20 protein-coding genes are annotated in these 21,126 nt (G+C 67.6%); 12 read left to right on the forward strand and 8 right to left on the reverse strand.

Features of this window, described 5'->3' with window-relative positions; translation table 11 throughout:
* Positions 1 to 179: 179 nt before the first annotated feature.
* The gene (locus tag ABEA50_RS10825; RefSeq protein ID WP_345495131.1) at positions 180 to 1,022 is read right to left on the reverse strand and encodes a LysR family transcriptional regulator; all 843 of its coding nucleotides are present in this window, start codon (positions 1,020 to 1,022) and stop codon (positions 180 to 182) included.
* 74 nt (positions 1,023 to 1,096) lie between these two features.
* Between ABEA50_RS10825 and ABEA50_RS10830 the strand changes: the two genes are divergently transcribed.
* The 4 genes from ABEA50_RS10830 (at position 1,097) to ABEA50_RS10845 (ending at position 4,159) form a co-directional block, all read left to right on the forward strand.
* Positions 1,097 to 2,077: a DMT family transporter gene (locus ABEA50_RS10830; RefSeq protein WP_345495133.1), complete on the forward strand. Its 981-nt coding sequence runs from the start codon at positions 1,097 to 1,099 to the stop codon at positions 2,075 to 2,077.
* A 195-nt stretch (positions 2,078 to 2,272) separates the two neighbouring features.
* A complete protein-coding gene (locus ABEA50_RS10835; protein WP_345495135.1) occupies positions 2,273 to 2,746 on the forward strand; it encodes an NUDIX hydrolase in 474 nt (157 codons plus the stop codon).
* A gap of 116 nt (positions 2,747 to 2,862) precedes the next feature.
* Positions 2,863 to 3,516, forward strand: a complete 654-nt coding sequence (gene yczE / locus ABEA50_RS10840) for a membrane protein YczE (RefSeq protein WP_345495136.1) — start codon at positions 2,863 to 2,865, stop codon at positions 3,514 to 3,516.
* Positions 3,517 to 3,583: 67 nt separating this feature from the next.
* Positions 3,584 to 4,159, forward strand: coding sequence for a GNAT family N-acetyltransferase (locus tag ABEA50_RS10845; protein ID WP_345495137.1), 576 nt, complete (start codon positions 3,584 to 3,586; stop codon positions 4,157 to 4,159).
* Positions 4,160 to 4,391: 232 nt separating this feature from the next.
* On the opposite strand, the gene ABEA50_RS10850 is transcribed toward ABEA50_RS10845, so the two are convergent.
* The gene (locus ABEA50_RS10850) at positions 4,392 to 4,994 is read right to left on the reverse strand and encodes a TetR/AcrR family transcriptional regulator (RefSeq protein WP_345495138.1); all 603 of its coding nucleotides are present in this window, start codon (positions 4,992 to 4,994) and stop codon (positions 4,392 to 4,394) included.
* A gap of 163 nt (positions 4,995 to 5,157) precedes the next feature.
* Between ABEA50_RS10850 and ABEA50_RS10855 the strand changes: the two genes are divergently transcribed.
* Both ABEA50_RS10855 and ABEA50_RS10860 read left to right on the forward strand, forming a co-directional pair.
* Positions 5,158 to 6,927, forward strand: coding sequence for an MFS transporter (locus ABEA50_RS10855; RefSeq protein ID WP_345495139.1), 1,770 nt, complete (start codon positions 5,158 to 5,160; stop codon positions 6,925 to 6,927).
* A gap of 2 nt (positions 6,928 to 6,929) precedes the next feature.
* A complete protein-coding gene (locus tag ABEA50_RS10860) occupies positions 6,930 to 7,775 on the forward strand; it encodes an MSCRAMM family protein (RefSeq protein WP_345496516.1) in 846 nt (281 codons plus the stop codon).
* 10 nt (positions 7,776 to 7,785) lie between these two features.
* Here ABEA50_RS10860 and ABEA50_RS10865 read toward each other — a convergent pair whose 3' ends face one another.
* Positions 7,786 to 8,712 (reverse strand): alpha/beta fold hydrolase, encoded by a 927-nt coding sequence (locus ABEA50_RS10865; protein WP_345495140.1) that lies wholly within the window; start codon positions 8,710 to 8,712, stop codon positions 7,786 to 7,788.
* Positions 8,713 to 8,784: 72 nt separating this feature from the next.
* Here ABEA50_RS10865 and ABEA50_RS10870 point away from each other — a divergent pair, with 72 nt between their 5' ends.
* The gene (locus ABEA50_RS10870) at positions 8,785 to 10,692 is read left to right on the forward strand and encodes a Na+/H+ antiporter (protein ID WP_345495141.1); all 1,908 of its coding nucleotides are present in this window, start codon (positions 8,785 to 8,787) and stop codon (positions 10,690 to 10,692) included.
* 62 nt (positions 10,693 to 10,754) lie between these two features.
* On the opposite strand, the gene ABEA50_RS10875 is transcribed toward ABEA50_RS10870, so the two are convergent.
* The gene (locus tag ABEA50_RS10875; RefSeq protein WP_345495142.1) at positions 10,755 to 11,306 is read right to left on the reverse strand and encodes a TetR/AcrR family transcriptional regulator; all 552 of its coding nucleotides are present in this window, start codon (positions 11,304 to 11,306) and stop codon (positions 10,755 to 10,757) included.
* 207 nt (positions 11,307 to 11,513) lie between these two features.
* Between ABEA50_RS10875 and ABEA50_RS10880 the strand changes: the two genes are divergently transcribed.
* Positions 11,514 to 12,134 (forward strand): TetR/AcrR family transcriptional regulator, encoded by a 621-nt coding sequence (locus ABEA50_RS10880; RefSeq protein WP_345495143.1) that lies wholly within the window; start codon positions 11,514 to 11,516, stop codon positions 12,132 to 12,134.
* A gap of 28 nt (positions 12,135 to 12,162) precedes the next feature.
* On the forward strand, positions 12,163 to 12,816 hold the full coding sequence (locus ABEA50_RS10885) for an enoyl-CoA hydratase-related protein (RefSeq protein ID WP_345495144.1): 654 nt from the start codon (positions 12,163 to 12,165) through the stop codon (positions 12,814 to 12,816).
* A 129-nt stretch (positions 12,817 to 12,945) separates the two neighbouring features.
* Here ABEA50_RS10885 and ABEA50_RS10890 read toward each other — a convergent pair whose 3' ends face one another.
* Positions 12,946 to 13,647, reverse strand: coding sequence for a dienelactone hydrolase family protein (locus tag ABEA50_RS10890; protein ID WP_345495145.1), 702 nt, complete (start codon positions 13,645 to 13,647; stop codon positions 12,946 to 12,948).
* 177 nt (positions 13,648 to 13,824) lie between these two features.
* Between ABEA50_RS10890 and ABEA50_RS10895 the strand changes: the two genes are divergently transcribed.
* Positions 13,825 to 15,000 carry a lipase family protein gene (locus ABEA50_RS10895; RefSeq protein WP_345495146.1) on the forward strand — a complete coding sequence of 392 codons (1,176 nt, stop codon included), beginning with the start codon at positions 13,825 to 13,827 and terminating at the stop codon, positions 14,998 to 15,000.
* A gap of 238 nt (positions 15,001 to 15,238) precedes the next feature.
* On the opposite strand, the gene ABEA50_RS10900 is transcribed toward ABEA50_RS10895, so the two are convergent.
* A complete protein-coding gene (locus ABEA50_RS10900; RefSeq protein ID WP_345495147.1) occupies positions 15,239 to 16,300 on the reverse strand; it encodes an MBL fold metallo-hydrolase in 1,062 nt (353 codons plus the stop codon).
* Between the two features lie 212 nt (positions 16,301 to 16,512).
* On the opposite strand from ABEA50_RS10900, the gene ABEA50_RS10905 reads away from it, so the two are divergent.
* Complete coding sequence (locus ABEA50_RS10905) at positions 16,513 to 17,277, forward strand: dienelactone hydrolase family protein (protein ID WP_345495148.1); 765 nt, start codon at positions 16,513 to 16,515, stop codon at positions 17,275 to 17,277.
* A gap of 329 nt (positions 17,278 to 17,606) precedes the next feature.
* On the opposite strand, the gene ABEA50_RS10910 is transcribed toward ABEA50_RS10905, so the two are convergent.
* A complete protein-coding gene (locus ABEA50_RS10910) occupies positions 17,607 to 18,062 on the reverse strand; it encodes a MarR family winged helix-turn-helix transcriptional regulator (protein ID WP_345495150.1) in 456 nt (151 codons plus the stop codon).
* A gap of 181 nt (positions 18,063 to 18,243) precedes the next feature.
* On the opposite strand from ABEA50_RS10910, the gene ABEA50_RS10915 reads away from it, so the two are divergent.
* Complete coding sequence (locus ABEA50_RS10915) at positions 18,244 to 19,458, forward strand: cytochrome P450 family protein (RefSeq protein ID WP_345495151.1); 1,215 nt, start codon at positions 18,244 to 18,246, stop codon at positions 19,456 to 19,458.
* Positions 19,459 to 19,807: 349 nt separating this feature from the next.
* Here ABEA50_RS10915 and mshC read toward each other — a convergent pair whose 3' ends face one another.
* Complete coding sequence (gene mshC, locus ABEA50_RS10920) at positions 19,808 to 21,046, reverse strand: cysteine--1-D-myo-inosityl 2-amino-2-deoxy-alpha-D-glucopyranoside ligase (protein WP_345495152.1); 1,239 nt, start codon at positions 21,044 to 21,046, stop codon at positions 19,808 to 19,810.
* Positions 21,047 to 21,126: the final 80 nt, after the last annotated feature.

The raw sequence follows: 21,126 nt of genomic DNA on the forward strand, positions 1-21,126 counted from the left end.
GCTGACGCGGATAGCGCGATGAGGGTGGCGCATCCGGCCGCGTTGGCCCTGCGTGATTGTCGGTGTCTTGGGAATCTGTTCGGTGGCAGCGAGGACGGCTGTCACCGACGTGGGCGGCCGGCCTTCGCGGTGGGTGTTCGGCCCTCCCCACCCTCTTCTCGGGCCGAGGAGAGGGTGGGTCAGGTGGTGGTGAGTGCCGGCGTTTTCTCGGTCAGTCGTTCACGCAGGGCGTCGACGATGGCTGTGCGGGTGACGGGGTCCACGCGGGGGCTGGTGGCGGCGTGCAGGGTCAGGTCGGGGAGCGCGGGCATGTCGGGCACCGGGCGTAGACCATCGGGGGCGGGGCCGATGCGTGGGAGGGGGACGATGCCCGTTCCGTTGCGGGCCGCGCTGAGCAGAGTGGTCAGGTCGTGGCACTGTTTGATGATTCGGTAGGGGCGGTTGCCGAGGGTCGTGAGTGCTTGCAGGCGCACCGCGCACGGTTCGGTGAACAGGACCAGGTGGTCGGGGGGTGTGCCCGGTGTGCCGAACCATTGCGAGGGGATGGTGGCGACGCGGACGCTGCGCGGTGTCGGGCCGGTCAGCATGAGTGCGATGTCGGCGCGCTCGTCGTCGACGAGTGCGCGCACCTTCGCGCTTCTGGTCAGGCGCAACTGGATTCGGCGGTGCGGGAAACGGTGCTCGATCAGGCCGACCACCACCGGTATCAGGAATTCGGCGGCATGTTCGGTCGCGGCGACGAGTAGATCGTCGGCTTCGGGGGTGGCGAGCGCGCGGACAGCGTCGTCGTGTTGTCGCAGGATTTCGCGGGCGCGCTCGGCGAGCTCTTCGCCGTCGCTGGTGAGGGCGATCCCCCGGCCCTGTGGTTCGACCAGGCGGCAACCGAGTTCGCGTTCGAGTTTGCGAATGTGGCCGGTGACCGCCGAACGCGACAGGTGCAGCGCCAGTCCGGCTTGGCGGACGCCGGAGAAGGCGGCGACGGCGACGAAGCTGCGCAGGGGTGCGATGTCGAGGGTAACCACCCCACAAGCATAGACCGTTCGTGATTCGTGAACAGTCTTGTCGGGCGGGTGGTTGGTCGGCGACGCTCGAAATCATGTCCGAGACCTCGCCCCCCGCTCGCCGCCTGCCGATTCGGCTCGCTGGGCCCACCGCGATCCTCTATGCCGCCGGTTATCCGATCGGTGCCGCGACGGTCGCGGTGATGTCACCGTTCCTGGTGATCTCGCTCCGGTTCGCCGCCTCCGCCGTACTCCTGTGGGGGGTGGTCGTCGCCCGCCACGTCCTCGGCGCGCGCGGCGGTGCCGCCGCACCACGGGTGTCACCGCTGTCGGACCGCCGCAAGGTGGGGCACGCGATGATCGCGGGTCTACTCACCCAGGGCGTGCAGTTCCTCGGCGCGTATTGGGGTCTGGCGCACGGGGTTTCGGCAGGGTTGGCCGCCTTGGTGATCGCGCTCAATCCGGTGATGACGGCCGCGCTGCTGGCGGTGTTTCTGGGGCAGCGCCAATCACGGCGCGGTGTCGTGGCATTGGGGCTCGCGGCGGCGGCCGTGGTGCTGGCCTGTTTGCCGAAGATCGTGCACGACCACGCGGTGGGGCCCGGCGTCATCGCGGTGATCATCGCGATGCTCGGCTTGTCCGTCGGCGGCGTCTATCAGGGCAGGCACTGCTCGAACATGGACCCGTGGGTGGTGAACGCGCTCGGCCTCACCGCCTCGACCCCCGTCGCCGCGCTGACCCTGCTGTTTTCCCCCGTCACCACCACCGACCTGCCGCGCGCGCTGATACTGCTCACCGTGATGGTTGTGATCAGCTCGATGATCGGGACAACCCTGTATTCGGCATGCATCAAACGCGCGGGCGCCATGGCCGCCGCCATCCTCTTCGCCGTCATCCCCGCGATCACCAGCCTCATCGCCTGGGCCTTCCTCGGCGAGCAACTCTCGATACTCACCCTGGTCGGCTTGCTGCTCGGTGCGGGCGCGTGTGCGCTGCAAGCGGCGTCGGCGCGCCAGAAGGGTCGGGCGGTGACCAGCGACGAGGCGCCGAGGCCACCGGCACTGCCGGTGCGGTGACGATGCTCGACACGAACCGGGCGCGGCAGCCGATGGTGCGCTCCGCGACAGAATGATTCGTTGTGCCGCCGGTCTGCCGCATGACAGGACACGGGGAGTTTCCGTTGCACGGTTGCTCGAGGCTCGAGGGATTGATGCCGTATCGCGTGGCGCAGCGAACCCGGCGAGAGGCAACGGTGCCGCTACGGTCGACCCATGGCGACTCCCGACTTCATTCGCAGCATCCGCGCCGAGATCGGGCACCAACCACTGTGGTTACCCGGTGTGACCGCCGTCGTGTTCGATGACGCGAGACGAGTGCTCCTCGGTCGACGCGCCGACACCGGGGCGTGGGCCGTCCTGGCCGGGATCCCGGAACCCGGTGAGCAACCCGCGGAGTGCGCGGTACGCGAGGTGTTCGAGGAAACCGCGGTGCGGTGCGTCGCCGAACGCATCGTGACCGTCCGCGCGCTGCCCGCACAGACCTACCCCAACGGTGATGTCTGCCAATTCATGGACATCACCGTTCGTTGCCGCGCCATCGACGGCGACGCACGCGTCAACGACGACGAATCACTCGAGGTCGGCTGGTTTGCCACCGACCGACTTCCCGAGCTTCCCGACTTCGAGAGGTTCCGCATCACCGAGGCGCTGCGCGAGGGGCCCGCCTGGTTCGAGCCCGCACACTGAGCAGAGTCGACGCGCGGGCGCTGCCTCGGGTACGCGGCCGTCGTCCGCACCGAAAGCGGGCCACTGTTGTCGTGGTGGATCTTTCGGATCGCGGAGCGCGACCGGATGCTTGACCGGTGTTGATTCGTCGGCTGGTCGCGCTGTATGTCGGGTTGTCGCTCTATGGGTTCTCGATGGCGGTGATGATTCGGGCCGGGCTGGGCTTGGACCCGTGGGATGTGTTCCATCAAGGGGTAACTCGGCATGTGCCGCTGAGTTTCGGCATGGTGACCGCGTTGGCGGGTGTTGTCGTGTTGCTGGCGTGGATTCCGTTGCGGCAGCGGCCCGGCCTGGGGACGGTGAGCAACGTGGTGGTCGTCGGTGTCGCCGTGGACGTCGGTCTGTGGTTGTTGCCGTCGTGGGAACCGTTGGTCGGGCGGGTCGTGGCGATGCTGGCGGCGGTGGCGCTCAACGCGGTGGCGACGGTGCTCTACATCGGCGCGGGCATGGGGCCGGGGCCGCGCGACGGTTTGATGACCGGACTGGTGCGCCGGCTGGGCAGGCCGGTGTGGGTCGTACGCACCACCATCGAGGTGGCGGTGCTGTCGACGGGCTGGTTGCTGGGTGGCAGCGTGGGTATCGGCACCCTGCTCTACGCATTCGGCATCGGACCACTCATCCAGCTGATGATCCCCGCGGTCGACGGCTACCTCCCCGGCTTCCGGAAAAACCCCGAACCGGCTGCGCCGCAGCACAATCGGCACCCCGACACGGTGACCGAAGGGTCGTGAGCGGGATGCGTCGATCGTCGGTACGTCCACGGTGACCAACACCGCACGGCCGGTGCACAATCCATCCATGCCGAATCTGTTGCCCGATATCGTGTCCGCCGATCTCTTCACGAAGCTGGCGCAGCCGACACTGACCGCCGAGGACGGGTTGACACTGCGGCCATGGGTGCACGGCGACGCGCCCGCCGTGCGCATCGCCTACCAGGACCCCGAAATCCAAGCCTGGCACTGCCGTTCGATCGACACCGAAGAAGAGGCGCACCAGTTCATCGACCGCTGGCGCACCGGGTGGCGCGAGGCCGCCGCAGCCCAGTGGGCGGTCGTGGACGGCGAGCAGGTCGTCGGTCGCGTCGGGTTCCGCTACATGGCGCCGGCCGAAGGCGAAGCGGAGGTCGCCTACTGGACCATGCCCGGCCACCGCGGTCAGCGCATCGCTCCGAGGGCACTGACCACCCTGATCGCCTGGGCTTTCGACGACATCGGCTTCCACCGACTCGCTCTCGTGCACTCGGTGCGTAACAGCGCGTCGTGCCGAGTCGCGCAAGCCACCGGCTTCACGCTCGAAGGCACCCAACGCAGCGCTTGCGCACACACCGACGGCTGGCACGACATGCACCTGCACGCGTTGATCAACCCGCGGTGAGCGGGGATCGAGCCCGCAACGCCCTTTCGGCCGATAGGGCGTCGCGTTCGACGAGGAGGGCGAGGGACCGTTTCGGTGACCCGCTTCTCGCCGATGAACCGTGCCGCCGACGAAACTCTCACTCGCTCAACCATTCTCGTCGGGGACGAGCAACCGCTGGCTCGTCAGGTCAACATGTCGGCGTTCTCGCCCTCCCACTGACGAACCCGACCCCGGTGAATCACCTGATCGATCAACCGTTTTCGTCCGGACCGAGCAATGACTGGGTCATCAGGTCGACGTAGGTGGCGAGGGTGTCGCGGTCGGCGGTGGCGAGGGCTCGGGTGCCGACCTTGCCGCGGAGCAGGCCGATTCCGGTGATGAGGGCGGCGACGAGTTCGGCGCGTAGCTCCGGGTCGGGGCCGGTGAGGCGGGTGCTGAGTTGGGTGCCGAAGGCGAACTCGATGCGGTCCTTGAGGATGGTGCGCATGGTGTCGTCGTTGGCGCCGGTGGCCAGCGCGGAGAAACTGCTCGGATAGCGGCCGGTGGCCGAGACGTCAAGGGCGTGGTCGAGCAATGCGCGCGGGAGGTCCGGCAGGGGGGAATCCATCATTGTCGGATCGGGTGTCGCCGCGGCACCGCCGACGGCTTCGGCGAAAAGCTTTTCCTTGGACCCGAAATAGCGGTAGACCAGCGCCTGGTTCACCCCGGCTTCGGCGGCGACATCACGGGTACTTGTGGCCTCGACACCCTGTTCGGCGATGCGGACGCGGGCGGCGGTGAGTAGTGCTTGCCGGGTGGCCGCCGCGTCGCGACGGCGCGGCTTCGCGGCGCCGTCGGAATGTGTTGTCGTCATCGCCTAGCCCTTCGTGTGACGAACTCGTCAACTGACGACCCAGTGTAGACCAGACGAAACATGCTGTTCAGAGGCATAAGACACAATGTAGTCAGTTGTTGACTTAGCTTGCGGGTCGGCGCTATGGTTCAAGTCGTCAGTTGACTACATAGGGAGTTATCTTGTGACCGAGACCCTCGCGCCGCCACGGCATCGCCTACCCGCCGACCCGCCACCCGCTGCCGAGTCAGCGCATGCCAATCCGGTAGCCGTCCTGCTGGTGCTCGCGCTGTCCACGTTCTCCGTGGTCGTCATGCAGAGCATGGTGATGCCGATCCTCTCGGGCCTGGCCACCTCGCTCGAGGTGTCGATGGCCGACATCACCTGGGTCGTCACCGTCAACCTTTTGGCGGCGGCGGTGTTCACGCCGTTCCTCGGCTCACTCGGCGACGCCCTCGGTCGCAAACGCGTCCTGATGATCACCCTCGCCCTCACCACGGTCGGATCGGTGCTGGTCGCCGTCTCCCCGTCCATCGCCGTCGTCCTGGTCGGCCGGGTACTGCAAGGCATGGGATTCGCGGCCATGCCACTGGCCATCGGCATCGTGCGGTCGATCTTCCCGCCCGAACGCGTCGCCTCCAGCATCGCGTTGCTCAGCGCACTCACCGGCATCGGCGCCGGCGCGGGCCTACTGATCTCCGGGGGCCTGGTCAAGGCGGGGATCACCGCACAGGGCATGTTCTGGATCTCCGCCGCCTCCACCGCCATCGGCCTCCTCGGTGTCGTCACACTGATCCGGCTTCCCGAGCGCGCCAAAGCCTTCCACGTCGATGTGTGGGGTCTGCTCACCCTCAGCGGCGGCCTGGTGTGCCTGGTGCTGGCCATCAACCGCGGACCGACCTGGGGATGGACCTCCGGCTCGGTGCTCGGCTTGTTCGCGGGAGCCGCAGTGCTGCTGGCGATCTGGGTGTTCGTCGAACAACGCGTCGCCGAACCGCTGGTCGACATGCGAATGATGCGCAAGCCGGTCGTGTTGGGCACCAACCTCACCGCGTTCCTCACCGGCGCCGGCATGTACGGCGCGTTCGTGCTGGTGATCCAGTTCGTGCAAACCCCGAGCAAGGTCGGCTACGGCTTCGGCTCCGACGCACTCGGCGCGGGCATCACCCTGCTGCCGCTCACCGCGGGCACCCTGATCGCCGCCGGTGCGGTCTCGGTGCTCATCCGGCACCTCGGACCGAAGGTGCCGTTGGTCATCGGCACTGTCGTCGCGACAGCGACCTTCGGGTTCCTCGTGCTGTGGCACGTGCAGCACTGGCACTTCTTCGTCGCCACCGGATTACTCGGTCTCGGACTGGGTTTGGCGATGGGCGCGATGCCGACCCTGCTCAACAGCGGCACCACACCGGAACAGACCAGCATCGCCAACAGCGTCAACCAGACACTGCGCTCGGTCGGCGGATCCATCGGCACCGCCGTGGCCACCGCGATGCTCGCCACCAAAACCCTGCCGGGCATCCCCCTGCCCACCCTCGACGCCTACACCCTCGCCTTCGGCGTCTCCGGCGGTATCTGCGTGCTCGCCATCATCGCCGCCGCCGTCGTTCCCTATCGCCACCGGACCGCGGCCGCGCAGGTCGAGCGCGCACAGGTCGAGGGCGCCGTGGCGACCGGTACCCGCACCGTGCGCGGCGTGGTCGGCGCGATCGAACAGGCGCCGTACGCGACGGTCACCGTCACCGCACACCGCGGCGACGGCACCAACCTCACCACCACCGTCGCCGCGCGCGACGGCAGCTACCGGTTCGACGATCTCCCCGCCGAACCGCTGACCCTCGTCGCCGTCGAACACCCCCTCGTGCACTCTCCGGTGACCGTGGGTTCCGGTGTGGCGCAACGACATGACATCATCCTCCCCACCGAACCGAATCCCTCGACGAAAGAACGTCCGTGACAATGCACGAGAGCAACGCTTTCTCGCCTCGGTCGTCCAACACCCGAGACGGCGCGACCCTGCGCGGCCGCGCCGACAACGGGCGCGCCGGTGTCGCCGGGGTGGCGGTCACCCTCGCCGACCGCACCGGCGCCCAGGTCGGCCTCACCCACACCGACGCCGACGGCGAATTCGCCGTCACCGGCCTGCCCGTCGGCAGCTATCTCGCGGTGTTCTCCCACCGCGGCTACGACCCGCACGCGGTGATGGTGACCCTCACCGCGAATGCGGCAGCGCTTGCCGTCACCCTCACACCCTCGACCAGTGTGCGCGGCCGGGTGACGCACCTGCGCGACGGTCAACCGGTCCCGGACGCGACACTGACCGCGATCGGCGCCGACGGCGAAGTCCTCACCAGCGACGTCACCGACGTCACCGGCCACTACCGGCTCACCGAGATCCACGCCGACGAAATCACCCTCGTGCTCGCCGCACCGGGCGCCGACCCCGTCGCCACCGTGGTCTCGTGCGCGGACGGCACCGAACACACCGTCGACCTGTCGGTGGACGTGCGCAGTGTGCTCGGCGGAACGGTCACCTACGGTGGTGAACCCGTCGCGGGACTGCGGTTGACGCTGCGTGATCGCCACGGCGTACCGATCGCCACGACCAATACCGACAAGGCGGGCGCCTACCGCTTCGATCGCGTCGACGCGGGCAGCTACACCGTGGACAGTGCCGCCAGCGGTCCGAGAGCGGTCTCGGTCGGCGCCGACACGATCGACGTCGACGTGGTGCTCTACGCGCAGGTATCGGCGCAACCCGAACCCGACGGTGGATGGGAACGCGACGGCGAGTGGGAGCGATAACCCCTCACCCTCAGCGCGTGGAGTTGTCCACGCGCTCCCGGTGGAATTGCAGGATCGCGTCGAGAGTTCGGCTCGGCGCCTCCACCTGCGGATAGTGGCCCACCTCCGGCAGTTCCACCACATCGGGGTCGGCGATCACCGCCCGATAGCGGCGCACCATGTGCGCGCCGGACACCGGGTCGAGCAGACCGTCGATCAAACGGATCGGCACCTCGGTGTCACGTAACGCGCCGACCCACCGTTCCCGATGCCTGCGGCGCTCGCTCAGATAATGAATCAGCTTGTCGCCGTTGCGTTTTCCATGCTTACCGCACCACAGCAACCAGAACTGGTGTAATTCGGCGTCGGTGGGGCGGGTATCGGGGCCGAACACCGCCGACAGGCTGCGACGGAACGTGCGCTCGGTGCCGATCACCCCGACCAACGGACCGAGCGGGCTGGCCAACAGCCGTTGGATCGGGCGCGCGAGATGGGCTTCCGGGAACAGTCCACCGTTGAGCAGACACACCGACTCCACCCGCAACGTCTCCTCGCCCTCGGCGCGCCGACGATTGTCGCGGGCAAGCAATTCCTGAGCGACGGTATCGCCGTAATCGTGGGACAGAATGTGATAGCGGGTGATGCCCTGCTCGCGGAGCAACGTCTCGTGGATATCGGCCTGATCGGCGATACTGTAGGCGTAGTGCCGCGGCTTGGCCGACCACCCGAAACCGATCATGTCGGGAGCGAGCACCCGCGCGAAGCGCTCGCACAGTCCCGGCCACACCGCATGCCAATCCCACGACGCGGTCGGGAATCCGTGAATGCACAGCAACGTGCCCGTGCCGCGTTTGTTCGCTTCGGGGCGTGCCGGAATGTCGCTGTCGCGCCAGAAAATCTGATGTCCGCGGTGGGTGAGCCGTCGTCCGTTCGCCCGCCAGGATACGAACTCCTCCATGACAACCTCCTTGTTGTCCGACCATGATGGCGCGCGAATCCGAGCACCACAGGCATTCTGGAAACTGCGGACATGTCATCCACCGTGCGTCGAATGCCGGGAGCGCTCTGCGAGAATGCCCCCGTGGACATCGCGATCGGCCTGGTAGTGCTCGTGGCGGCGGCAGCGGCCCTGGCCGCGGCGGCGCGCCGTCTCGGAGTCTCCGAACCGCTGGTGCTGATCGTCGCGGGAATCGTCGCGTCGTATCTGCCACTGGTCCCCGAGATCCACCCCGATCCCGAAATCATTCTGCTCGGCCTGCTGCCTCCCCTGCTTTACACCGCGGCCATCCGCACCTCGCTGGTGGACTTCCGTGCCAATCTCGGCACCATCGCGTTTCTTTCGGTGGGGCTGGTGCTGTTCAGCACCTTCGTGGTGGCCGCGGTCGTGTGGTGGTTGCTTCCGGTGCCGTTCGCGGTCGCGGTCGCCGTCGGCGCGGTCGTCGCACCACCGGACGCCGTCGCCGCGACCGCGGTGGCCAGACGTATCGGGATGCCGCGCCAGATCGTGACCATTCTCGAAGACGAATCCTTGTTCAACGACGCGACCGCACTGGTCGCGTTGCGCACCGCGATCGCCGCCTCCGCGGGCACGGTCTCGGTGTGGCAGGCCGGTGGCGATTTCGCATTGGCCGCCGGTGGTGGCGCGGCGGTGGGTGTCGTGGTGGCGTTGCTGTTGGCCTGGATTCGCCGCAGGATCAACGACCCCGTGCTGGACACCACCGTGTCGTTCCTCGCGCCGTTCGTCGCCTACCTGCCCGCTGAGGAAATCCATGCCTCCGGGGTGATCGCGGTCGTGATCTGCGGAATGATCCTCGGCCACGGCGCACCCGTCTGGCAGAGCGCCGCCTCCAGGGTGTCGGAGCGAATCAACTGGCGCACCATCCAATTCATCCTGGAGAGCGCGGTCTTCCTGATCATCGGATTGCAGGTCCGCGCGATCGTCGAAGGCGCCTGGCGCGGCGGACTCGACAACACGACGATCGCTATCGCCGCGGTCGGGGTGTTCGCCGCGACCGTGCTGGCGCGGCCACTGTGGATTTTCCCGTGGCTGATGCTGCTGCGCCGATTCCGGCGCTCGACCGCGGATTCGCTGCGGTACTCGGCGGTGGTCTCGTGGGCGGGCATGCGCGGCGTGGTGACACTGGCCGCGGTGCTGCTGCTCCCCCGGGACACCCCACAATTGGAAGTACTGAAACTGCTGGCGCTGGTCGTGGTGACCGGCACGCTCGTCATCCAGGGCACCTCCTTGCCGTTGCTGGTGCGTTTGCTGCGCCTGCGTGGACCGAGCCGTTCCGAAGACGCGCTCACCGCGGCCAGCCTGATGCAGCAGGCAACCGCCGCGGGACTGGTCGAACTGGATAAAGCCGTCACCCCGCAGACACCACCCGGCGTGGTCACCCAGCTGCGCGAACGCGTGGAATGGAAGGCGAACGCGGCGTGGGAACGGTTGGGGCGCGCCGAATCCGAGTCGACCACACCCAACGCCGAGTACATTCGCCTGCGCTTGGTCATGCTGCGCGCCGAACGCCAAACCGTCCTGCGCGTGCGGGACTCCGGCACCGTGGACTACGCGGTCCTGCAGTACGTCCTGGCCCAACTGGATCTCGAGGAATCGATGATCGATCGATTCGACACCTCCGACGACCAGGAGGAAGGCGTGCTCGCCGCGACCGGCGCCGACAACTGCTGCGCACACCTGCGCGCCGCACCACTCACCAGAGAACCCGACGGCCCCGACGAATGCGGCGAATGCCGCGCCGAGGGCCTGAGCTGGGTGCACCTACGAATGTGCCTGTCCTGCGGTCACATCGGATGCTGCGACTCCTCGCCGGGCAATCACGCGACCGCGCACTTCCGTGCCTCCGGACATCCGGTGATGCGCAGTGTCGAACCCGGCGAGGCCTGGCGCTGGTGCTTCGTCGACGAAGAACTGGGCTGAGCTGAAGTAACGCTGGACTGAGCGAACGCGGGCATGCGTTGCGCCGCAACCCCTCCGGCGATTCAGCGGCGCACGTGCGAGTAGACCAGGCGCGCGAACTCCGTGAGCAGACTGTCCAACGACGTCGCCTCGCCGCCGCCGGCCGCGATCTGTTGGTAGCCCACCAGCATCGCGATTCCCAGCGATGCCACCACCGCGGCGGTGTCGTCGTCGGCGACGATGCCGTCGATCACCTTGTGCACCGTGCGCCTGCGCGACTCGTCGACCCGCTTGAGCGCCAGGTTCACCGACTCGTCGTTGGCCGCCCATGCGCGGATCGCGGCCTCGGCCGAATGATGCAGTCCCAGCGTGAGTTCCGAGATCGCACGCAGATCGTCGTCGGGATTGCCCTGGTTGAACTTCAACGTGCGCAGGATGCGAACCTGCCGGTTCTCCCAATGTTCCAACAGGGCGTCGACGAAACCCTGCCAACTGCCGAAATGGTGGTAGAACGATCCGCTGGTGATGCCGAGGCGACCGCACAGAACCCCGATATTGAGACCTTTGAAGCCTAGTTCGGCGAGCACCTCCAGAGCGGTGTCGAAGTACTGCTCCTTGGTGACCACACGTGACATTCGGCGCGCCGTTCTGTTCGTTTCGGACAAGGTTTCGTTTCGGTCGTTTTCGGGTAGGGATCGATGTTCGAGAGACCGAAGGCTACCGCATCGTGAGATCGGCTCGTCACCGCATCAGGGTGTCGCGCACAGAACTTCGGTTGCCGTTACCTGGGGAAATAGCTAGCGCAGAAGTAACAGAGCAGATGTTCTGTTACTCTCGGTGGCATGCCACGGCCCCGCATCCACGACCCCGACGCCGTGCTCGACGCCGCCGAATCGCTCGCCGTGCGCGCCGGACCGGCCGCGGTCACCATCCGTGCCGTCGCCGCCGCCACCGGCGCCTCCAACGGGGCCATCTACCACACCTTTGGCTCGCGCGGCGAGCTGCTCGCCCGCGCCTGGTTGCGCGGCGCGCACCGGTTTCTGGCCATGCAAACCGAACTGGTCGACCCGCTACTGCGCGAATCCGACGGCCTCGCAGCCGTTCTCGCGGCCGCGACCACCCCCGCCGATTTCGCGCGACAATTTCCGGATTCCGCGCGTTTGCTACTCGCCCTCGACCGCGCCGAATTGTTCACCGAGGTCCCCGAACCCGTGGCCGCCGACCTCGCCGAGACCGACAAGACGTTGCTGGCCGTACTGATCCGGCTCGCGCACTGTCTGTGGGGTCGCCGCGACCGCCACGCCGTCGACACGATCACCCTGTGCGTGGTGGATCTGCCCACCGCGATACTGCTGCGCCGCGATCGCCTCACCCCCGCCGCCGACCCCGATTCCCTTGCCCGAGAACACCTGCGCGCCGCGGTGCGTGCCGTAGTGGCGCTCGGCCCCACACCCGGTTCATGACCCGACCCCGTGATATCCAGGAGCATCCATGCCGACCCTCACCTACCGCGACCGCATCGCCGTCCTCGATCTCGGCGACACCGAGAACCGCTTTTCCCCCGAGGCCCTCGACGAGATCGACCACCACCTCGATACCGCACTCGCCGCCGGCGCACCCGCCCTGCTCACCACCGCCAGCGGCAAGTTCTACTCCAACGGCCTCGACCTGGACTGGTTGAGCGCCAACGGTGATCGCGCGCCGTGGTACGTCGCGCGGGTGCAACAACTGCTCGGTCGCGTACTCACCCTCGCCGTCCCCACCGTAGCCGCACTACCCGGCCACGCCTTCGGGGCGGGCGCGATGCTCGCACTCGCCCACGACTACCGGGTGATGCGCGCCGACCGAGGCTACTTCTGCCTCCCCGAGGTCGACCTCGGGATCCGCTTCACCCCCGGCATGAGCGCACTCATCCAAGCCAAACTCACCCCGAAGACCGCGCTCACGGCGATGACGACGGGCCGCCGCTTCGGTGGCACCGATGCCGAAGCCGTCGGGCTCGTCGACGCCACCGCCGCACACGACGCGGTCGTCGACACCGCCGTGGGTCTGGTCGAACCACTGGGCGCCAAGGACGCCGACACCCTCGCCGACATCAAACAGACGATGTTCGCAGCGCCCTTCGCCGCGCTCACCGCCGCCTGACGACCACCGCGCGCCAACGGCGTTCGTTCCCAGTCGACACTGATCGGTGATCGGTGATCCCGTGCGCGGGATCGCCGAGAAGTCCGGTGCCGCGAACTCGTGGCGCGTACCCCGACGCGGCGGCGCTCATTACGACGCGGCGGCGCTCAGGTGCCGGTCGAAGAAGGTGAAGATACGCTGCCACGCGTCGGCGGCGGCCTCGTCGTTGTGGCCGAGGCCGGTGACACGCAGGATCGGTTCGGCGGGGGTGATATTCGCGAAACCGTGCGTCACCGTGTCGTAGGTCTTGATGTCGTGCTCGACGCCGAATTCGGTGAGCGCCCGCTCCAGCTTGGCCGGTTTGCCGATCAACATCGGGTCGCGACGGGCGAAACTCGCCACCACCGGGCAGGAACCCTCCAGAAAACGCCGGTAGTCGGCGAACAACGTCGGATAGAACGGTGCGGCGGCGTCGAAACCCTTCGGCGCCACCAACAACGCGAAACCACCACCCATGCAGAACCCGATCACCGCGATGCGACGCGTGCAGTCGGGGTCGGCGGCCAGATGGTCGCGGGCGGCGAGGATATCGCGCACCTGCGGTCCCTCCGCACTGAACACCAATGCCCGATACACCGCATTGATGCACGCGACCTTGTTGCGGGCGAACAAGTTCGGTGCGATCGCCAGATAGCCTCGCTCGGCGAGGGTGGTCAGATGCGTGCGCACGTCGGTGCCGAAACCGAACGCATCGTGCAGGACGACGACACCCGGCCATGGACCCGCTCCCGACGGTCGCGCGATCAGTGCCTCCACGCTGCCGTCCGGCGCGGCGAGCTCGATGGTCTCCATACCCCCGAATCTAGGCGCCCGCCCGGTTGAGCGCGCGGCGCGCGCGTGGCGTGTTCACGCAAATGCCGGGTGCCTCGGCGCCGGTCGTCTAACGTTGCGCGCCGGGACCTCGGCATACGGCTTTCTGCCGACCCGCTCGTGATCGTCGAGATTGTTCGAGCGAAAGGGTGTTCGGTGATGCTTCGCCTCCCGCGACGGGTTTCGGTCGTCATGACGGTATGCGCGGTGCTGGTGACCCTGTGCGGTGGGGTCGTCGCCGCGGATCCGGTGCGCGTCGCCGACTTCGACCCCGACCCCACCGGGGACACCTACCTCGACCAACGGTTCGACACCGAGGGGCTGCCGCACGGCACCATCCTGTCCAGCCGACGCGTCGACATTCTGCCGCCGCTCGCGGTGACCTCCTCGTTCGACGCCTGGCAGGTGTGGTTCAGCACGAGCGCCGCCGACGGCTCCCCGATCGCCGCGATCACGACCATCATGAAACCCCATCGGTGGAACGGGCGGGTGGTCAGCAACAACTACGCGATCGACAGCGTCGGCCTGAAATGTAACCCGTCCTACCAGCTCACCCACGAGGTGTCGATCGAAGCACCCGACACCACCCGGCAGTTGCTCTCGCGCGGGTACGCGGTCGTGATGACCGACTACCAGGGCCCGAAAATGGCCTACGCACACGGTCCGACCCAGGCACGCGAAGTCCTCGACGGTCTGCGCGCCGCGTTGGCATTGCCCGACGCGGGACTGGCCGACAGTCCGGTAGCGATGATCGGCTACAGCGGTGGCGCGATCGCCACGGTATGGGCCGCGCAAACCCAGTCCGCGTACGCGCCCGAGTTGAACATCGTCGGTGCCGCCGCCGGCGGCACACCCGCCGATCTGCGACTGCTGCGCGAAACCATGGATGGCAAACCGCCCGCCGCCGGGTTGTATCTGCTTGCCGCACTGGGCATCGCCCGGGTCACTCCCGGCGCGCTCGACCTGCTCAACGAGGCGGGCAAGGTGACCGCGAAGAAGAACAAGAACCTCTGCTTCACCGAAGGCGCCATCGCGGGACTCGCCCCGCTGCCCTTGAAACTGTTCACCTCGAAAGACGTCTACGAGACACCCGTGGTGCAACGGGTCTACCGGGAGACCACCGCGGGCGCCGTCGCACCCACCATGCCGATCTACCTGTGGCACGGGAAGTTCGACGAATGGATTCCCGCCGAAGGAGCTCGCGCGCTGGCACAGTCGTGGCGGGACAAAGGCGCCGACGTCACGCTGGACATGAAACCGTGTGAGCACCTCACCTGCGCGTTCGTTCCCGATGCGCTGGATGCTGTCGACCGGTGGATGAGCAATCCCGATTGAAGCGAAATCGACTCTGCCGCAGGCTGCCTCGTGCGCGGACGCGTCCTCGCCGCACACCTCTGTGGTTCGGTCGGACCCGATGCGGGTGTGCGCAACGACCATCAGCTCGCATGCGACTCGCGAGCAAGGCGATCAACGGCGTGGCGTGCTCGCCGCAGCCGCGGCTTCGGCGGGCGACTGTGCGGACGCTGCACAGCTGCGGCGAATGAAACCGCCGCCGTCAGACGACCGGCGGCGCTCACAGCGGGAACGTCAACCGCTCCGGATGCAGATAGTCGTCGGGATCGTGCATGGTGTGCAACCGCGGCGGCGGATCGGCGGACAGTCGTTCGAACTCGGTGCGCAACGGCCCGTCGTAGGTGGCGGCCGACGCGGTGAGGCCGGGCAACCAATTGTCGTGGTGGCTGGGCACGAACACGCCGGGGGCGATCGCCTCGATATAGCGACGAGGGTCACGCAAACCATTGCTGATCTGGTTGTAGCCCTGCACCGCACCGATCTGCACATCGGTCGGTGGTAACCGGGCCAACAGGTCGAGCACGTGCGGGGCGTGCTCGGTCAACGGACCCGACGAATCATGCCAGACCAGTGCGAAACCCGGTACCCGAAACTGGTAGAGCACGGTGCCACCCTCCGCGTCGAGCAACCGCGCCGCGCTCTGCGCGAACGCCGACGGCGTCGGCGGATGCCGCAGGATCACCCCTGGTTGCGGGCGCGGGAAGAAACGCGGTGAGCCGCCAGGATGTTCAGGGGCGGTGCGCGCGGAATGCAGGTGCCGGATCGCCGTCACCTCGAGCGGGCCCACCGAGAAATCGTGCCGGTCCCCCGGCCGCGCCGTCGCGTCACCGAGACCGACGGTGGCGAAACTCGGATGCCGCACCTGCGCGTGGATCGCCGCACCGTGTTCGGCGGTGCCATACACCACGGCGCCGGTGGCCTCCGCGATCGCGCCCGCGTCCCCGGCATGATCGAAATGGCCGTGCCCGATGAAGATCGCCTCCGGCGCCAAGTCCACCAGGTCCTGTGGCGTCGCTGGCACATACCCCACGCTCGTCAATCGGGGCACCCACGCGTCCAACAAGAACACCGAGCCGCCCATGGCCAGCGCGTACGTCGTGCACCCGACCCAGGACAGGACTACCCGATCCGGATGCGGCACACCGGTTCTCGTGTCGATGGCGCTCGCACCGAAGAATCGTCGCCTGGTCGCGGTCGTCTTCGGGGCGTGGGGCGGTTCCGAGGGGGTCAGCCGGGCGGACATCCGCGCCCGGATCGGGCCGAGTCCGGCGATCGCGCACACGAACACTACGAGATCACGGCGACCACGCCCGCGGCAAGAGGCGTCGCACCCCGCAGCGGCCCTTTCCCGGTCGCCGTCGACGAATCCGCACTCGGCGCAGGGAAACTCGACCGCCTTCCGTTGAAGTGGTAGATCTGGATCGACCCCGAACCGGGCCTGCCCCTCGTCGTGAAGCCGGTTCGCGGTCCTACTCGCGAGGAGACTTTCCGCTTATGACTGTTGCCGTAGAAGGCCGATCAGTAGACATCACCACACCCGACGGCACCACCGACGCCTACGTGGTCCACCCCGACGACGACGCGAAACACCCGGGAGTCCTGTTCTACATGGACGGCTTCGGCCTGCGACCCAGCCTGCTGGCGATGGCCGATCGCCTTGCGGCACACGGCTACACGGTGTTGCTGGCGAATGTGTTCTACCGGCACGGCCGCACACCCGTCGTGGATCTGCCCGCCCACATCGACACCGCGCAACGGCCCGACATCTTCGAACGGGTCCTGCCGATGATCATCGAACTCACCGCCGAACCCGTCATCCGGGACGCGGGCGCCTACCTCGACTGGCTGGCCCAGCACCCCCACACGGCCGAAGGCCCGGTAGGAACCACCGGCTACTGCATGGGCGGTGTGCTCGCCCTGCGCGCGGCCGCCGCCTTCCCGGACCGGATCGCGGCCGTCGCCGGGTTCCACGGCGGTCCCCTCGTCACCGAAGCACCCGACAGCCCGCATCGCTTGGTCGAATCGATGACCGCCGAGCTGTACTACGGCCACGCCGGAGGGGATGTCGAGAAGAGCCCGGAACAGTTCGCACGCTTCGACGAAGCACTCGATGACGCGGACCTGCGCTACACCACCGAGGTCTACGAGGGCGCACAGCACGGTTACACCCAAGCCGACACCGCCGCCTACGACGCCGATGCCGCCGAACGCCACTGGGTTGCGCTGGTCGACCTGTTCGGCCGTACGCTCAACGCCTGAGCGTGCAGGTGTCCGGGCGAAGCTCGCGACGAGGTCGACCCGCTGTCGCAGCCGGTGGGCCTGGTCGCGTGGGCGACGGAGTGCGACAGGCAGTCGCCGCGACATGCCACCCGGCAGACGGTCGGCCACGGCGGCGATTCTTCGTTGCGACGGGCCCCGGTGTTCCGCATGCTGATCGCGTGGTGCTCTCGCAGGTTGAACACCGACCTGCCGTGGTCAGCGCGTAGATGGCCGATTCCAGGGGCTCGGGCCCGCTTTGGCGCGACCATACCCACGGGCCCGGCGGGAGGGCTGCTGGATCGCACACCACGTCGGCGCCGCCACGGTTGTCAGGAGTCGGCGATGCTGAGGAACAGCTCTGCGGTGCGGGCGATGACCGAGCGGTCCTCGGGACTGAGGGCACTCAGCTGTTCGTCGAGCCAGGCGTTGCGCTGATCTCGGACAGCGCAGGCGAATTCGTCGCCTTCCTCGGTGGTCCTGAGGAGTACTTTGCGACCGTCGTCCGGGTCCGGGGTGCGCACGGCGTAACCGGCGGAGGTGAGGCGGTTCACCGTCTGGCTCATCGAAGCGGGAGAGACCCGATCGTGCTCGCTGAGCTCGGTCAGGGTCCGTGGTCCGCATTTGTGCAGGTGAGTGAGTACGGCCAAAGCCGTGTCACCGAGGCCACCTGCGGGGCGCTCGCTGCGGAAACGACGGTAGAGGCGCCCTACCGCGAGGCGTACCTGCGCGCCGAGTTCGTCCGCGCGAGTCTCGGCTGGCTGTTGTTCGGGCGTCCCCGTTTCCATGACTCGTTAATATACCTAATGTTATCCTTCGTATACCTAATGACCCGACATGTCGCCCCGGCTTCACCACCCTCGATCAACTGACTTCCACACCGCCACACCACGACCGGGTTCCCCGCGTACTTCGCGTTGTCCCCACGGTCGCCGCATCAGACGGTTGTCGCCACGCCAGGAGTAGGAAATGACACAGTCAACGACCATCGATCTACTCGGTCCGTTCTTCGACGATCCGGACGAGCTGTACCAACGATTGCGCCGGGAGTCCCCTGTCGTGCGCGTGACCTTGCCGACGGGCCTGAATGCGTGGATGGTGACCCGGTTCGCGGACGTCCGGCCCGCGCTGCGCGACCCACGGCTGGCCAAGAACGCCGCCCACGTCGCCGACATCATTGAGCGGCAACCGATTCCACACGGACAGTATCGATTCGAAGATGTCCTGTCGCCGAGCATGCTCAACTCCGACCCACCGGACCACACCCGGCTACGCAAGCTGGTCACTCGCGCCTTCACGGGACGGGCGATCGCGCAGATGCGGCCCCGCATCGAAGAGATCGCCGACCGGCTTGCCGACACGATGCGGGCCAAGGCAGCCGGTGGGGAGACCGTCGATGTGATCGACGAGTTCGCCTTCCCCTTACCCATGACCGTCATCTGCGAACTTCTCGGCGTCCCCGACGGCGAACGAGACGACTTCCGGGCCTGGTCGAACACCGTGCTCTCGGTCTCCGCGTCGCACGAACGCATCGCCGCCGCGACCGCGATGCACGACTACCTCGCCCGGCTCGTCAGCGACAAGGCCGCGCACCCGGGCGAGGACATCCTCTCGGCGATCGTGCAAGCCGCCGAGGAAGGTGACTCACTGTCCACCGGCGAGGCCATCTCCATGGCTCAGCTGCTGATCGTGGCCGGGCATGAGACGACGGTCAATCTCATCGGCAATGGTGTGCTGGCGCTGCTGCGCCACCCCGACCAGCTCGCCGCGCTGCGCACCGACCCGTCCCTGATCCCCAACGCCGTCGAGGAGTTCCTGCGCGTCGAGGGCCCGGTCAACCTCGCGACGTTGCGTTACACCACCGAGCCGGTGGAGCTGGCGGGGACCACGATCCCGGAAGGGGAGATCGTGCTCCTGTCGCTGATTTCGGCCAACCGCGACCCCGACCGATACCCCGAGCCGACCGAACTGGACGTCCACCGCGACGCCTCCGGTCACGTCGCGTTCGGCTACGGAATACACCACTGCCTCGGTGCGCCGCTGGCCCGACTCGAGGGTGAGATCGCCTTCCGCACGCTCCTGCGACGCTTCCCGGACCTGACTCTCGCCGAAGAACCGGAGCGTCTCGCCTGGCGCCAAAGCACGCTCATCCACGGCGTGACGAGGCTCCCGGTCCACCTCTGAGCACGAGCAGGATCGACGAGTTCCGATCGGCACGACCACGATGTGCCGGGAAGACAAATCGACCCCGACCCCGACCTTGCCGTCACAGAATGCCCCTCGTGGTGGCCACGCTGTGTCCGACAGCGTTGTCCGGTGCCGTTGTTGCGGACTCCGATCTGCTGCGGAAGCCACCAAAGGAATCAGCAGGCCGCCTAGGGATCTGCGCGGGTGTCCGGTTCGGATCGGGTGTCGGTGCGGCTTTCAGCCCGAGGCGGCGATCCGTAGCTCATCGTGAGGCACGGATCGCCGTGCTCGCACACGCACGCGAGAGCCCTCCCCGACGGTCCCGCTGTGTGGGTGTAGCGGTTGCCTACAGGCGCACGCCGAGCAAGGCGGTGACAGCCGCGGCGATCGCGGCGGGAGCGTCGGTGTCCTCGCCGCCGTAGTCGAGCGCCTGGCGGGCCCAATTGTCCACCGCGTCCAAGGCTTTCGGGGTGTCGAGATCGTCGGCCAGATGCTGACGAATGCGGGCGATCGTATCCTCGGCGCTGGGACCCGACGACAACGTGGTGGCGCGCCGCCACAGCTCGAGGCGGGCCTTGGCGTGGTCGAGCACGTCGTCGGTCCACATCCGGTCGCTGCGGTAGTGCCCCGCCAGCAACCCGAGCCGGATCGCCGCGGGGTCGACGCCCGCGCGGCGCAGCGCCGAAACCAGCACCAGATTGCCCTTGGATTTCGACATCTTCTCGCCGTCGAGGCCGATCAAGCCGGCGTGCACATAGTGACGGGCGAAACGACGACCCGCGTTCAGCGCCTCCGCGTGCGCGGCCGAATACTCGTGGTGCGGGTAGATGAGATCGCTGCCGCCGCCCTGGATGTCGAATTCGGCGCCCAAGCGATTCAATGCGATCGCCGAACACTCGATATGCCAACCGGGGCGACCCGCGCCCAGCGGTGACGGCCACGACGGTTCGTCGGGACGCGCCGCCCGCCACACCAAGGCGTCGATGGCGTCGCGCTTACCTGGCCGCTGCGGATCGCCGCCACGCTCGGCGAACAAGCGCTCCATGGTGGCGCGGTCGTAGCCGGATTCGTAGCCGAACTGGTCGGTGGCGTCGGCGCGGAAGTACACGTCCGGGTATTCGGCGTCGTCCACGATGTAGGCCGCGCCCGCCGCCAACAGCTTCTCGACGAACGCGACGACCTCGTCGACGGATTCGATCGCACCCACGTACTCGCGCGGTGGGAGCACGTCGAGTGCGGCCATGTCCGCACGGAACAACGCGATCTCCGAGGCGCCGAGCTCACGCCAGTCGACATTGTCGCGGGCGGCGCGCTCGAACAGCGGATCGTCGACATCGGTGACGTTCTGCACGTAGTGCACGTCCAAGCCCGCGTCGCGCCACACCCGGTTCACCAGGTCGAAGGTGAGGTAGGTGGCGGCGTGACCGAGGTGAGTGGCGTCGTACGGGGTGATACCGCAGACGTACATGCCTGCCGTCGCGCCGGGGGTCACCGGCCGCACCACCCCATCGGCGGTGTCGTAGAGGCGCAACGGCGGGCCTGCTCCGGGGACGGTCGGTAACGCGGGATCGGACCAGGACTGCATGATTCGAGGGTAGAGGTGCGGTCGAGGGCGCTGTGTTCCGCCCCGCCCCAGTACGCGGATCCTCATGCGCTAGTCGTCAG

The sequence above is a fragment of the Nocardia callitridis genome, from assembly GCF_039543305.1.
Classification (GTDB): domain Bacteria; phylum Actinomycetota; class Actinomycetes; order Mycobacteriales; family Mycobacteriaceae; genus Nocardia; species Nocardia callitridis.

Bases quoted from the DNA above. Each gene is read 5' to 3' on its own strand.
- ABEA50_RS10860 (WP_345496516.1), top strand. From the start codon at position 6,930: ATGCACGAGAGCAACGCTTTCTCGCCTCGGTCGTCCAACACCCGAGAC.
- ABEA50_RS10890 (WP_345495145.1), bottom strand. From the start codon at position 13,647: ATGGAGACCATCGAGCTCGCCGCGCCGGACGGCAGCGTGGAGGCACTG.
- ABEA50_RS10865 (WP_345495140.1), bottom strand. From the start codon at position 8,712: ATGGAGGAGTTCGTATCCTGGCGGGCGAACGGACGACGGCTCACCCAC.
- ABEA50_RS10910 (WP_345495150.1), bottom strand. From the start codon at position 18,062: ATGGAAACGGGGACGCCCGAACAACAGCCAGCCGAGACTCGCGCGGAC.
- ABEA50_RS10835 (WP_345495135.1), top strand. From the start codon at position 2,273: ATGGCGACTCCCGACTTCATTCGCAGCATCCGCGCCGAGATCGGGCAC.
- ABEA50_RS10915 (WP_345495151.1), top strand. From the start codon at position 18,244: ATGACACAGTCAACGACCATCGATCTACTCGGTCCGTTCTTCGACGAT.
- mshC (WP_345495152.1), bottom strand. From the start codon at position 21,046: ATGCAGTCCTGGTCCGATCCCGCGTTACCGACCGTCCCCGGAGCAGGC.
- ABEA50_RS10845 (WP_345495137.1), top strand. From the start codon at position 3,584: ATGCCGAATCTGTTGCCCGATATCGTGTCCGCCGATCTCTTCACGAAG.
- ABEA50_RS10895 (WP_345495146.1), top strand. From the start codon at position 13,825: ATGCTTCGCCTCCCGCGACGGGTTTCGGTCGTCATGACGGTATGCGCG.
- ABEA50_RS10870 (WP_345495141.1), top strand. From the start codon at position 8,785: ATGTCATCCACCGTGCGTCGAATGCCGGGAGCGCTCTGCGAGAATGCC.
- ABEA50_RS10875 (WP_345495142.1), bottom strand. From the start codon at position 11,306: ATGTCACGTGTGGTCACCAAGGAGCAGTACTTCGACACCGCTCTGGAG.
- ABEA50_RS10850 (WP_345495138.1), bottom strand. From the start codon at position 4,994: ATGACGACAACACATTCCGACGGCGCCGCGAAGCCGCGCCGTCGCGAC.
- ABEA50_RS10880 (WP_345495143.1), top strand. From the start codon at position 11,514: ATGCCACGGCCCCGCATCCACGACCCCGACGCCGTGCTCGACGCCGCC.
- ABEA50_RS10830 (WP_345495133.1), top strand. From the start codon at position 1,097: ATGTCCGAGACCTCGCCCCCCGCTCGCCGCCTGCCGATTCGGCTCGCT.
- ABEA50_RS10885 (WP_345495144.1), top strand. From the start codon at position 12,163: ATGCCGACCCTCACCTACCGCGACCGCATCGCCGTCCTCGATCTCGGC.
- ABEA50_RS10905 (WP_345495148.1), top strand. From the start codon at position 16,513: ATGACTGTTGCCGTAGAAGGCCGATCAGTAGACATCACCACACCCGAC.